This is a genomic window from Paenibacillus yonginensis, assembly GCF_001685395.1.
Classification (GTDB): domain Bacteria; phylum Bacillota; class Bacilli; order Paenibacillales; family Paenibacillaceae; genus Fontibacillus; species Fontibacillus yonginensis.
On sequence record NZ_CP014167.1, the window covers coordinates 3,396,601 to 3,408,566 of the forward strand.

General features: G+C 55.9%; 12 protein-coding genes and 1 pseudogene. 1 reads left to right on the forward strand and 12 read right to left on the reverse strand.

Translation table 11 applies throughout. From position 1 onward, the window contains the following. Positions 1-105 precede the first annotated feature (105 nt). The 9 genes and pseudogenes from gatB to uptA form a co-directional block, all read right to left on the reverse strand. Positions 106-1,548, reverse strand: coding sequence for an Asp-tRNA(Asn)/Glu-tRNA(Gln) amidotransferase subunit GatB (gatB, locus tag AWM70_RS15395; protein ID WP_068697858.1), 1,443 nt, complete (start codon positions 1,546-1,548; stop codon positions 106-108). An 18-nt stretch (positions 1,549-1,566) separates the two neighbouring features. After that, the gene (gatA, locus tag AWM70_RS15400) at positions 1,567-3,018 is read right to left on the reverse strand and encodes an Asp-tRNA(Asn)/Glu-tRNA(Gln) amidotransferase subunit GatA (RefSeq protein ID WP_068697860.1); all 1,452 of its coding nucleotides are present in this window, start codon (positions 3,016-3,018) and stop codon (positions 1,567-1,569) included. 39 nt (positions 3,019-3,057) lie between these two features. Further along, on the reverse strand, positions 3,058-3,345 hold the full coding sequence (gene gatC, locus AWM70_RS15405) for an Asp-tRNA(Asn)/Glu-tRNA(Gln) amidotransferase subunit GatC (RefSeq protein WP_068697862.1): 288 nt from the start codon (positions 3,343-3,345) through the stop codon (positions 3,058-3,060). Between the two features lie 215 nt (positions 3,346-3,560). After that, positions 3,561-3,943 (reverse strand): annotated as a pseudogene (locus AWM70_RS15410) (ATPase). A 146-nt stretch (positions 3,944-4,089) separates the two neighbouring features. Beyond that, on the reverse strand, positions 4,090-4,296 hold the full coding sequence (locus AWM70_RS23295) for a hypothetical protein (protein ID WP_151208764.1): 207 nt from the start codon (positions 4,294-4,296) through the stop codon (positions 4,090-4,092). After that, positions 4,293-4,577, reverse strand: a complete 285-nt coding sequence (locus AWM70_RS23505) for a hypothetical protein (RefSeq protein ID WP_169823457.1) — start codon at positions 4,575-4,577, stop codon at positions 4,293-4,295. The genes AWM70_RS23295 and AWM70_RS23505 overlap by 4 nt, the downstream gene beginning before the upstream one ends. A gap of 189 nt (positions 4,578-4,766) precedes the next feature. Next, entirely contained in the window at positions 4,767-5,399 is a 633-nt protein-coding gene (locus tag AWM70_RS15420) for an MBL fold metallo-hydrolase (RefSeq protein WP_068697866.1), read from the reverse strand. A 4-nt stretch (positions 5,400-5,403) separates the two neighbouring features. After that, positions 5,404-5,976: a thioredoxin family protein gene (locus AWM70_RS15425; RefSeq protein ID WP_068697868.1), complete on the reverse strand. Its 573-nt coding sequence runs from the start codon at positions 5,974-5,976 to the stop codon at positions 5,404-5,406. Between the two features lie 2 nt (positions 5,977-5,978). Beyond that, positions 5,979-6,521, reverse strand: coding sequence for an undecaprenyl phosphate transporter UptA (gene uptA / locus AWM70_RS15430; protein ID WP_083180564.1), 543 nt, complete (start codon positions 6,519-6,521; stop codon positions 5,979-5,981). A gap of 292 nt (positions 6,522-6,813) precedes the next feature. Here uptA and AWM70_RS15435 point away from each other — a divergent pair, with 292 nt between their 5' ends. Then, positions 6,814-7,134, forward strand: a complete 321-nt coding sequence (locus AWM70_RS15435) for a dehydrogenase (protein ID WP_068700733.1) — start codon at positions 6,814-6,816, stop codon at positions 7,132-7,134. On the opposite strand, the gene AWM70_RS15440 is transcribed toward AWM70_RS15435, so the two are convergent. From AWM70_RS15440 to AWM70_RS23945, 3 genes are all read right to left on the reverse strand, one after another. After that, on the reverse strand, positions 7,052-9,442 hold the full coding sequence (locus AWM70_RS15440; RefSeq protein WP_068697872.1) for an O-antigen ligase family protein: 2,391 nt from the start codon (positions 9,440-9,442) through the stop codon (positions 7,052-7,054). The two genes, AWM70_RS15435 and AWM70_RS15440, sit on opposite strands and share 83 nt — an antisense overlap. Positions 9,443-9,608: 166 nt before the next feature. Further along, positions 9,609-10,799 carry a class I SAM-dependent methyltransferase gene (locus AWM70_RS15445; RefSeq protein ID WP_068697873.1) on the reverse strand — a complete coding sequence of 397 codons (1,191 nt, stop codon included), beginning with the start codon at positions 10,797-10,799 and terminating at the stop codon, positions 9,609-9,611. Positions 10,800-10,857: 58 nt separating this feature from the next. Continuing rightward, entirely contained in the window at positions 10,858-11,934 is a 1,077-nt protein-coding gene (locus AWM70_RS23945; RefSeq protein WP_068697874.1) for a PhzF family phenazine biosynthesis protein, read from the reverse strand. Positions 11,935-11,966 lie beyond the last annotated feature (32 nt).

The window sequence follows — 11,966 nt, forward strand, 5'->3', positions numbered from 1 at the left end:
TGCGGAGACACTTGGAAGCTGCCGGGCAGAAACACCTGACATTCATACGCTGCTTAGATGCCCTTTTTCATATGGCTGTGGTCATTCACAAGCTCAATTTCAGGCTTATGCCTCTTTCAGCGCCTCGACCAGCAGCTTGTTCGCCAGGCCAGGGTTGGCTTTGCCTTTGCTTCGTTTCATGACCTGGCCGACCAGGAAGCCGATCGCTTTCTCTTTGCCTGCCTTATAATCGGCCACCGAAGCCGGATTATCGGCAATGACCTCTTGAACGATTGCCAAAATAGCGCCTTCGTCGCTGATCTGCACCAGTCCCTGCTCCTCGACGATCTGCTGCGGCAGCTTGCCGCTCTGCAGCATTTCCTTGAAGACCGTCTTGGCGATCTTGGAGCTGATCGTGCCTTTCTCGATCAGGCCGATCATTTCGCCAAGACCTTGGCCGGTCAGCTTGACGTCGGCCAGTTCAAGGCTGTTGCTGTTCAGGTAGCCGAGCAGATCCCCCATGATCCAGTTCGATACGGCTTTGGCATCGGAGGTGTACTGCAGGCTGCTCTCAAACAAATCAGCCAGCGGCTTGGACGAGGTAATGACGGCGGCATCGTAGTCCGGCAGGCCGAGCTCCGAGGTGTAGCGGGCTTTTCGCGCATCCGGCAGCTCCGGAATGGAGGCGCGGATCCGCTCTTTCCACTCGGCATCGATATGCAGCGTGACTAGGTCCGGGTCCGGGAAATACCGGTAGTCGTGCGCTTCTTCTTTGCTGCGCATGGTCAACGTTTTGCCCTGGGCTTCGTCCCAGCGGCGCGTCTCCTGCACAACTTGTCCGCCTTCGTCCAGAATTTCGGCCTGGCGAAGCTGTTCGTACTCCAGACCGCGCTGTACGCCGCGGAAGGAGTTCATATTTTTCAGCTCGGCTTTGGTGCCAAGCTCCTTTTGCCCGTGCGGGCGAAGGCTGATGTTCGCATCGCAGCGCAGCGAACCTTCTTCCATCTTCACATCGGAGACATCGCAATACTGCATGATGGCACGCAGCTTCTCCAGATAAGCGCGGGCTTCCTCCGGCGAAGAGATGTCCGGCTCGGACACGATCTCAACAAGCGGCGTGCCAACGCGGTTGAAATCGACCAGGGAAGCGTACCCGCCGTCCACGTGAGTCAGCTTGCCGGCGTCTTCCTCCAAATGCAGGCGGGTAATGCCGATGCGTTTGGTTTTGCCGTCCACTTCAATATCGATATACCCGTTCAGGCCGATCGGCTGGTCAAACTGGGAAATCTGATAGGCTTTCGGCGAATCGGGATAAAAATAGTTTTTACGGTCGAATTTGCTGACGTCGCCGATTTCGCAGTTAAGCGCCATAGCGGCTTTCATGGCGTAATCGACGGCCTGGCGGTTCAGCACCGGCAGGACGCCGGGATGTCCGAGACAAACCGGACAGGTATGACTGTTGGGCGGCGCGCCGAATTCGGTAGAGCAGCCGCAGAAGATTTTGGACTTCGTATGCAGCTCCACGTGCACTTCCAGCCCGATGACGGTTTCATATTTGGATGTTGACATAAGAACCTCCTACCTCACTTAAAGCGACGGGCGCCGCTTATGGTGCTCCGTATGAATTTCAAAGGCATGCGCAGTGCGCAGCACAGTGCTTTCGTCAAACGCTTTGCCGATGATTTGCAGGCCAACCGGCAGTCCGTCCGCAAATCCGCAAGGCACGCTGATAGCCGGAACGCCGGCCAGGCTGACCGGAATCGTCAGGATGTCGTTCAGGTACATTGTCAAAGGGTCGTCCACTTGGGAGCCGATCGGGAAAGCCGTCGTCGGAGCTGTCGGCCCGATGATGACGTCGAATTTTTCAAATGTTTGGTCAAAATCCTGCTTGATCAGCGTCCGGACTTTCTGGGCCTTCAGATAATAAGCATCATAGTAACCCGAGCTGAGGGCATAGGTTCCGAGCATAATCCGGCGTTTCACTTCCGGACCAAAGCCCTGGCTTCTGGACTCGTGATACAGCTCCAGCAAATTGCTGCTGTCCGCACGCACGCCGTATCTCACCCCGTCAAAACGCGACAGGTTGGAGGACGCTTCGGAGGAGGCCAGCAAATAATAAGCTGCCACCGCGTATTCCGTATGCGGCAGGGACACTTCCTCCCAAGTTGCGCCGAGGGATTCAAGCGCTGCCAGCGCATCCATAACGGAGGCTTTAACCTTCGGAGCTACGCCGTCCAGATATTCCTTTGGCACGGCAATACGAAGGCCTTTCACATCCCCGGTGAGCGCACTTACGAAATCCGGCAAATCGACATTGGCAGACGTCGAGTCTTTGGCATCGTAGCCGGCGATGGCCTGAAGCACATAGGCAGCGTCTTCGACATTTTTGGTGATCGGGCCGATTTGATCCAGAGAGGACGCAAACGCGACCAGGCCGTAACGGGAAACCCGTCCATATGTAGGTTTAAGACCCACTACCCCGCAATAAGAGGCCGGCTGACGGATCGAACCGCCTGTATCTGAGCCCAAAGTGAAATAGGCTTGTCCGGAGGCAACCGCTGCTGCGGAACCGCCGCTGCTGCCGCCGGGCACACGCGTCAAATCCCACGGATTGCGTGTCACCTGAAAGCTGGAGTTCTCATTGGAGCCGCCCATAGCGAACTCGTCCATGTTGAGCTTGCCCACCGTAACGGCGTCAGCCGCTTTCAGCTTGGACACGACGGTGGCGTCGTAAATCGGGTCATAATTTTTTAGGAATTGGCTCGCACAGGTCGTACGCAAACCTTCGGTCACCATGTTGTCTTTAATTCCGACAGGCAAACCGAACAACAAGCCGCGCGCTTCGCCTTTGGCCAGCTTCTCGTCCAGCTTGGCTGCGGCTTGTCTCGCACCCTCTTCATTTAAAGTGAGGTATGCCTGGATACGCTCGTCCCGTGCTTTAATCGCGGAGAAAGCCTCCCCAACCAGATCGGCTACGGACAGCTCCTTGCCGTGGAGCCGGTCATGGAGCTCCTGAAGCCTTAAATCAAATAACGTCAATTCTTTTCCCTCCTAAATGCTTCTAAAATCTGATAGCCGCTACTCAAGTACCGCTGGCACCTTGAATTGTCCGTCTTCTTCCTCCGGCGCATTTCGGAACACTTTCTCCGCAGGGAGGCTTTCCTGCACCACGTCATCGCGCATCACATTGCTCAGATGCAGCACGTGGGTGGTCGGTGGTACATTTTCCGTATCCAATTCATTTAATTTCTCCGCATATTGTAAAATCGCGTTCAGCTGTTCCGTAAACTTCTCTTGTTCTTCATTGGTCAGATTCAGACGGGCCAGCTTGGCAACATGCTGGACGTCTTTAGCCTGAATGGACATATAGGCCGCCCCTTTCCTTCTGCGCGTAATAAACTCATTCTATCAGACCTTAAGACTGTTTAAAATTATATTGCAGAAAAAACCGCAATTCAATCCGGTAAAGCAGAAGAGCACAAGGGATTAGGATGGGAAAGGGCAAGCTCACCCATCCACACTTCGCCCTATCGGCATAAAAAAAGCCGGTCAGCGGCATGTACCGCTGCTCCGGCCTTTACTTAAATCCAAGCCCGCAAATTCACCTGTTTGATAAAATCTGCTGTGGACATCGCTTCCTGTGTTGGTTCTTGTGCCTCCGGCTGCTCAGCATCGCCGTTCATAATTTGAAAAAAAAAGCTTCTCATTATGAGTGGCCAATGCGAAATCCAAAAGCGCTTCGCGTTCTACCCGATCTACTTCCTGCTTAATCAATTGTTCCTCGGACTCAATGTCGCTTGCTGGAACAAAAAAAATTCCGACCCGCTCTAGGTAAGCGGATAACGTAATCAAACGCATTATCCGGATTACGGTCATAAGCAATGATGTAGCCGTATTCCCCAACAGGAAGATTCTGCTCGAAAGCATCATCGACGATAACAATTCTCTCTCCCAAACGAAGCATCGTCTACCTCCCTGAAATATGACTTATTTTTATTAATTTATATCCTACTAAAAATAGTAGACCGAGGTCAAGGAAGCCTGCTATCTTTTTCATAGTTTATGACAAATCCAAAGTAAATTCAATCAGCTGTGCAGCAAACAGACCTCTTATCTCCGCCGCTTATGCTCGTTGAGACGCTGGAACCAAGGTTGATTGATGCCCGCTTCGCCCAGCTTCACATGTCTCCAGAATCGGGCCGTTTCGCGAAGAAGCTCGGGTCTGCTTGCCAATTCGCCATCTGTAGCATGGATATTATCCATTCCTGCTATGCGGTTCGGAGACTTAGGGCTTGCCATGCCATTTATAACGATCATATTGACGAACCCCCTCTCGTTATTAGAATTGTCACTGTTACTATTGCTATTATGGGGAGGACAAGTACGGGCAGTGCTTCTGTTGCTGTTCGTGCTTCTGTTGCTGTCGGCGCTGACTTTGTTCCTGCGGTTCGTTGCCACTCTACTACTGCTGCTCTTTCCCTTGCTATTACTCTTTCTAATCTTGCCCCTCCCGCTCCTTTGGATACCGTCCCTCCACTTCTTCCTTTCATTCCCGCCACTTCTTCCTGAAATCTTCTGCCACGCACCTTCAAATTCATAAAATCGTTCCATGCCCGCCTCCTTTCTTACAAAAAAATCCATTTATAAACAAAAAAAGAACGCAAACCGGGAGTCATCTCCAACAGCTTGCGTGCTTCGCAATATTAACAAGATTTAATTATATTTATCCTAGCAAATGACAGCGGAGCTGTCTACCACTTTTTTGCCTGATTCGTCAATTTATGCGGCTAGATTCCGGGAACATATGGATTATGCTCGCGTTCATAACCGATGGTCGTCCGCGGGCCATGTCCGGGATAAACCTTGACATCATCCTCAAACCGATACAAAGTGCCGCGAATCGAGTCGATCAAATCACGTTCGCGTCCTCCGGGCAGATCCGTCCGGCCTACGCCTTCACGGAACAGCACATCCCCCGAGAACAAATGCTTGCCGCACAAAAAGCTTACACTTCCCGGCGAATGTCCCGGCGTATGATAGACCTTAAACGTCTCTCCAAGCAAGGTTAGCGTCTGCCCGTGTCCCAAATCAAATTCCGCAGCTTCCGTAGCGATGGGCTCCGTCACATCCGGCCACATCAAAGAACCGTTTAATTTGGGCGAGGTCAGCCAGTCGGCCTCCAGAGGATGTATGTACACCGGGCAGCCTTTCAGCTTGCGGATTTGATCAACGCCGCCGATATGGTCGAAATGGGCATGCGTAAGCAGAATCGCTTCGATCTCCAGATGTTCAATCCGGCGAATCAGCGCAGCCGGGTTGGCGCCTGGATCAATAATGACCGCTTTCCCTTCTTCTTCGCCTTGCAGCAGATAAGCATTGGTTTGCAGAGCGCCCAGCGCAAAGGAGTCAATTTTCAGCATTCGCTCATACCCCCGAAAGCAGCTCGCGGATTTCCGACACAACCGCAGGATGGATGGCGGTGCCTTCCCCGTAGGCTTCAAGCATTTTTCGACGGGTTTCGTCCATGCCTTCCTGCCAGCCCGGCGCTTCGCGGTCCGGATTCGTGGCTTTGAAATCGGCCATAATCGCCTGGATATGCTTTGGACGTGGTCCCCAGAAAGCAAGCACAGATCCGCCGGTATCGGCCACGATGACGATCGGGATAGAGCGGCCGCCCAGCGTCATGTACTCGTCCATCACTTCCGGATGCTCCTCAAGGATCAGCACTTCGGTCGGAATCTCGGCAGCTTCAAGCAGCCGGAAGACGACAGGAATATTCCGGATCACGTCACCGCACCAGTCCGCGGCCACAATCAGCACGCGAAGATCGTCACGAAACTTCAGACTTTCGAAAAATTCGCGGTCTTCCTCAGCCGGCCAAACGAATTGTTCATATCCTTGAACGAATTTTTCCTTATTTTGCGTCATTGATTCGATAAACTGCGCAGGCGTCAGCCCTTTGCCAAACTTGTGGGCGACATTGCTTTTTCGACTCATGGTTAGTCCCCTTTCTTTCTGCTGGAATAAAACCATTTAACAAGCACATATACGATCAGGAGCGCAAGCGCAACCAGTAAAATCGGCATCAGGTAAGGCTTGGCCTTCTCGTCTATGGTCTCCCAATTCTGGCCAAGGACTTTGCCCAAATAGATGAACAAAATACTCCACGGAAGGCTGGCAAGCGTCGTCAGCAGGATAAACTTGCTCAGCTTCATTTTGGCCAGGCCCGCCGGAATGGAAATCGCTTGTCTGGCAACCGGCACAAACCGGGCGAAGAAAACCATGCCCGAGCCGTATTTCAGGAACCAGGCCTCTGAAGCATCAATATGTTTTTTCGTCATAAAAATGTATTTGCCATACTTGTCCAGAACAGGTCTCCCCCCGTACCGGCCGATCCAGTAAAGAAAAATCTGGGCGATCAGGGCGCCAATCGTTCCGAAAATAACGGCCCCCACAAACGAAATTTCCCCTTGGTGAACCAGATAACCCGCATAAGCCAATACGATTTCACTCGGAATCACCTCGACCATTAGACCGATCATAATGCCGAAATAGCCAAGCCCTTCAATCCAATGCAGAAGATTACTCACAATGTCCGATAGCACAGTTGGCCCTCACTCTCCGTAAATATTCTTTTTTTGTACAGCTAGCTTGATCAAACGAAACTGTAATCCCTTCTATACAGGCGGACGCCAAGACCCTGCCCTGCAATAGAACATTCCGTCAATCCCCAGTCTATTCTAGCACAGGAGCGGACATGCATTCTACTTTGCAAGGGCGGTACCGATACAAGCGGAGCCGCATATGCTGTGGAAGCAGAAAGGAGTGGTCGGCATGCCTTTGCAGGGTCCAAAACCAAAACATCAAAACTCGCTGCCAACCCCGCGCAAAATCCGCAGAAGCTGCAGCAAAGAGCTGTACCGGGCGGTAAAACGGATGAACCTCTATATTCCGGAAGAGAAGCTGGAGGCTGGAGAAGCTCTCTATTATAAAAAAGTCATCGGCAACCTGATCTGGATCGCGGAAAATCAATCCAACCGCAAGCTGCTGGCGGATTGGTGGGACGAAGCGGTCAGCGGGGAACTCGCCGAGCTGTGGGAAGTGGATCAGGAGAAGCTGAAGCAGGCTTTTCGGGCGGCGTTCTGCGGGTCTTAATAGAATTGGGAGAATCAGGAGCTGCAGCTTCTCCAAGCCGCAGCTTCTGCTCCCATTCTCTCTTCAGGACGCCAGCTGTCTCCCGCGCCTCCCGAGTCACATGAAACCCGCGGTCATTAGGCAGGAAGCCGCCTGCAGGGTGAGACAACAGCTGATCCAGAGTCATATAACGCTGATATAACAAGAGTCCGGCCCTGGCGGCCAGCGCCGCCTCGGCCTCTTCCCCCCGGCTGCGCTTGTGGTCGGCAAGCGCAGCCAGGCTGCGAAGCGCTTCCGTCTGCTTGACCGGATCAAACCGGTCAAGCCGCAGCGCTTCGGCCCACCAGGCGGCAGTCCGCAGATCACCGCCGGAGGCGGCTGCTTCGGCCAGCCGGCTGTACAGCTCGGGACTGCGCGGATTATAGCGCAGCCCCGAGCGCAGCAGCAGGACAGCTTCCTGCTGCGAAACCTTGGCGGCCAGCGTCGCCCGGACGTGCGGCTGAAGCGGGTTCAGCCGCAGCGCCCTCGCAAGCTCCGCTGCCGGTGCCGCCTCTCTGCCGCTGGTTACCGCACGGCGGTAAACCTGGTCGGCCAGCATCAGCCGCCAGCCGGACAAGCCCCCGGCCAGCAAACAGATGGCCAGGGCTATAATGGCCGCGTGAGACCTGGCGGCTTTAAGTCGGCTTAATGCAGCGGGGATTGGGCGTAGTGCAGCGAGGCGTGATCCGGCGGCTCTATTGAAGCTGCCCCATCCGAGGGAGTCACTAGAGCCTCTGGCGCTAATTCCCGTTTCGGCAATCCAGACCAGAAGCAGGCCGTATACTCCGAAAGCCCAATCGAAATCGATTAAGGCATGCAGGGCCAGTATCAAGTAAGCCCAAAACCACTCACTCCTCCGGGCAGCCAGCCTGTACCCCTGTACAAACAGCCAGGCCAGCCAGGCCGCTCCCCCGATCAGTCCAAGATTCAGCAGCATATCCAGAAGGCCGCTATGCATGACCGAACCGGCATAAGGGGCGCTCTGGACGCTGCGGTAAGCCGACCGCCACACATCGCCTCCCTGGCCCAGCCAAGGAGCCTCCCGAAACAGGCGGAAAGCGTCACGGAACATTATCAGCCTGGCGTTCAACGTCGAAGTGCCAGTCCGCAGCGCCGCCTGCGCAGCATCCCCTCCTAAAGGGATTAGCGCGGCCGCCAGCACAACAGCGCCAGCTGCAAGCCCGGCCAATAAAGGACGGACGGCAGCTGTTCGCCCGGACGGGCGGCGGCGGGACGCGGGGCGCTGCAGCGGCCGGCTGAGCAGCGGCAGGAGGTGAAGCAGCGGCCGTGCCGCCAAGCCGCTGAGTTTGGCCATGGGCGGCGCAGCCAGAACGAGCAGCGCCGCCGCCCACACCGCCGCAAGCTCGGCCAGCCCGGGCAGGGCAGCGGGCGCCAGCTGCGCCTGGGCGAGGCGGCGGTACAGGATGAGCGCTCCGGCAAGGATCCAGCCGGAGCGCAGCATGAGCCGCCCGCGCTCCGGGCCGCGGGCGGTCAGTACGGCCGCCGTCCAGGCGGCCGCCGCGGCGAGCCAGGCGCCGCGGGATTCGCTCAGCAGCAGGCACAGCCCGCAGGGCAGTGCCTGGGCTGAGGCGGCCAGCCGCCGGCAAGGCGCGGCGGCTTGGGGGAGCCGCGCAAGGCGCAGCAGCTGCAGCACCAGGAAGGCGCCCATCACGGCGCCGAACGTGTTCGGGTACTGCAGCAGCCCGCCGAGCCGCGCGCCAAACGCGGCTGTGCCGCTGTCCGCGGTCCGCAGCACGGCGTGCGGCAGCGGGATCAGCCCGTACACCGCCGCCAGCGCAGTGTACGCAAGCACCATGCCGGCAAGCTCCCAGCCGGCACGCAGCAGCAGGCGGCCGCCGGGGCGGGCCGCCGTCCATGCCAAGGCGGCTGCCAGCACGGCCAGCCAGCTCCAGCGCAGCACCGCGTCCACGGTGCCCTGCATCGAGAGCGGCCCGGCCCCCAGCCGCAGGGCGTACAGCAGCGCCACGCCTCCCGGACCGGCGGCCGCCAGGATCGCCCGTGACACCGCGGGCGCCGTACCTCCCGCCCCCCGTGTCCGGACATAGCCCCTCCGCCGCAGCAACACCGCTGCGGCACCTGTCAGCCATAGCGAGGCCGGTAAATACACCGAACGGCTGAAATACAAGCCAACCTGAAGACAGGACCCTATAACCGTAAGTGTCAAGGCAGCCGCCATGAGCAGCGTCGCCCACTTATTCCCGCCTTTTCCGGTCCCTTTCCCTTTCTTTTGTGGTTGTCCTTGCTCTTCCCCTTGTCCCCCGCTGTTCATCGTACACTCTCAATCTCCTCTCTTCCCCGTGCCCTCGATCATCCGCTCAGATGAACCCACCCAATTGCAAACCAAAAAGCCAACACGTCAGATGGCTTCCCATCTTTAACAGTGTTGGCTTTTTTACAGTGCGGCAATCATAAAGCTCTGTTAACCTTCTCCCAGGCTAAATCTGCTCGCCCTGCGGAAGCAGATCCCGGCAGGCGTTCTCCAGGTAAGGAGAAGCGCTGAGAAAGCTTCTGAAGGCCGTATATTCCCGCCACAAGCGGGCGGTGTCACCGGACGAGCCTTTGACGGCGCGGATCATAATATTTTTAGGCGTATGCTCCATATCGATAAATTCGAGCAGCTGGGTTTTATAGCCGAGAACATCCAGCAGCTTGGCGCGGATGGCATCGGTTGCCAGCGCGGAGAACCGCTCCTTGAGAATGCCGTGCGACAGCAGCGGCTCAAGCGCCGGCGCATCCACCTGGCTGAACAGCTCATGCTGGCAGCAAGGTACGGACAAAATCACCGAAGCGCCCCAGCGAACGGCTTTCTCCAACGCGGCATCCGTCGCTGTATCGCAGGCATGAAGCGTCACGACCATATCGACGCGGTTTAATTCGTCATAGTCCGCAATGTCGCCGACAAGAAACCGTAAATTGTTGTATGCGAGTTTGTTCGCCAGCAAACTGCAGTGTTCGATGACATCGGCTTTCAGATCCAATCCGACAACCTTCAGCTCCATCCCGCGCTCGACCGACAAATAATGATACAAAGCGAAGGTCAGGTACGATTTCCCGCAGCCGAAGTCGACGATGGTCAAGGGACGTCCTTGAGGCAGATCCCCGGCCACGTCCTCAATCATCTCCAGGAAGCGGTTGATCTGTTTGTACTTATCATAACGCTTCGCAAACACCCGGCCTTCCGGGCTCATTATGCCAAGCTCAACCAAAAAAGGAACGGGCGTCCCTTCTTCCAGAATGTATTGCTTCTTCCGGTTATGGCTAAGCACAGCTGACTGCTTGGTGGCCGGTTTCTTGAGGATCGATACTTTAAACTTCTTGCTGATCAGCACCTGGTAATCCGCCTCCGCCGTATTAAACAGCCCTTGACGGAAGGTGGTTTCAAACAGCTCCATCAGGCGGTCCTCCAGCAGCTCCGGCAGCAGATTATCGTGCGTCACTTTGTTCGCATAATGATAGGCCAGCTGATAATGCAGCTTGCCTTTCAGCTCAACAGGCTTGATCTGCACTTTCGTATAGTCCGCCCCGTCCCCTTTGCTGCGACGCTGACTGAGGGTGGCCGAAATAAGGCCGGCCTGACCGGTTCCTGCTGCCACCATATCCTGAACGAGCTTTCGTAGAGATTCCATAAATTACGCTACCTTTCTTTCCATCTTCAATTTAATCCCGGGTTCTAAATCTAAAAAGTTAGTAAGCCGTTAAGCAAGTGTCGTCCAGCTTGCCGCGCAGCACGGTGACCGCCGGCCCGGCTATCTTCACTCGGTCTCCATCGACCTCAAGCTCCAGCTCTCCGCCCCGCGCGGAAGCCTGGAAGGCTTTAAGTTTACTTTTTCCAAGTTTTGTAGACCAGTAAGGGGCAATCCCGCAATGCGCCGAGCCGGTGACGGGATCTTCCTGTACGCCGACAGCCGGGCAGAAGAAACGGGACACGCAGTCATAAACGGCAGCGCTTGAAGGAGCCGCAGAATTCCCTGAGTTCCCGGAGATAGCGGCAGGATCGGCATTATTTTCATTAATTGAGCCATTCGCAATATCTACAGCTTTTCCCGTATTAGCAGCCTTAGACCCTTTAACCGCATCAGCAGCAGGGATAACTTTTCCGGTCTTTAGCTCATTTGTATCCTTTGCGGATATAGCATCGTCTAACGCAGGCGTATCTCCGGCGTTGCCCAAGCTGTCGGTGTTAGTCTTGCCCTCCCGTCCTTCCCCTGCCGCAGTAACAGCAATTCCTCGGGTTTCGACGCCGAGCAGTGCGTGAAAGTCCGGCTCCAGCCCACGTACGGTTTGCTCTGAATCCAATACGGCCAGCAGGTCTTCTCCATAGCGGTAAAGAGCCTGCAGCCTGTCCGCGTTGATTCCGAGCGCAGCTGCCAGCTGCTGCTTCATCTCCGGCCTGCTTTCTTCCACCGGACGGTGTGCAGGGAAATTGAGCTCAATCAGACGGCCCCGCCTGCGTGCAGTCAGCAGACCGCTGAGTGTAAGGAAACGTGCTTCTTCTCCGGCGCCAAGCCGCCCCGTTTCCCATAAAATATGAGCGCTTGCCAGCGTGGCGTGGCCACAAAGCTTCACCTCCGCAGCCGGTGTAAACCAGCGCAGCCGATAACCGTCCTCCACCTTGGTTAAAAAAGCGGTCTCCGACAGGTTCATCTCCCTGGCGATCTGCTGCATCATCGCCGTCTCCAGCGGCTGTTCGCAAATGCAGACGGCAGCTGGATTGCCGCCGAACGGACGCGAGCTAAAGGCATCCACGATATATAATTCCATCTGGCTTCCTCCTCCGGTTTCACAACTTTCTC

What these genes read in the sequence shown, in the direction of transcription:
- AWM70_RS23945 (WP_068697874.1), bottom strand. Translation starts at nt 11,934, where the DNA reads ATGGAATTATATATCGTGGATGCCTTTAGCTCGCGTCCGTTCGGCGGC.
- uptA (WP_083180564.1), bottom strand. Translation starts at nt 6,521, where the DNA reads ATGATCGGTCTAATGGTCGAGGTGATTCCGAGTGAAATCGTATTGGCT.
- AWM70_RS15445 (WP_068697873.1), bottom strand. Translation starts at nt 10,799, where the DNA reads ATGGAATCTCTACGAAAGCTCGTTCAGGATATGGTGGCAGCAGGAACC.
- AWM70_RS15425 (WP_068697868.1), bottom strand. Translation starts at nt 5,976, where the DNA reads ATGAGTCGAAAAAGCAATGTCGCCCACAAGTTTGGCAAAGGGCTGACG.
- AWM70_RS23295 (WP_151208764.1), bottom strand. Translation starts at nt 4,296, where the DNA reads ATGATCGTTATAAATGGCATGGCAAGCCCTAAGTCTCCGAACCGCATA.
- AWM70_RS15440 (WP_068697872.1), bottom strand. Translation starts at nt 9,442, where the DNA reads ATGAACAGCGGGGGACAAGGGGAAGAGCAAGGACAACCACAAAAGAAA.
- AWM70_RS15420 (WP_068697866.1), bottom strand. Translation starts at nt 5,399, where the DNA reads ATGCTGAAAATTGACTCCTTTGCGCTGGGCGCTCTGCAAACCAATGCT.
- AWM70_RS15435 (WP_068700733.1), top strand. Translation starts at nt 6,814, where the DNA reads ATGCCTTTGCAGGGTCCAAAACCAAAACATCAAAACTCGCTGCCAACC.
- AWM70_RS23505 (WP_169823457.1), bottom strand. Translation starts at nt 4,577, where the DNA reads ATGAATTTGAAGGTGCGTGGCAGAAGATTTCAGGAAGAAGTGGCGGGA.
- gatB (WP_068697858.1), bottom strand. Translation starts at nt 1,548, where the DNA reads ATGTCAACATCCAAATATGAAACCGTCATCGGGCTGGAAGTGCACGTG.
- gatC (WP_068697862.1), bottom strand. Translation starts at nt 3,345, where the DNA reads ATGTCCATTCAGGCTAAAGACGTCCAGCATGTTGCCAAGCTGGCCCGT.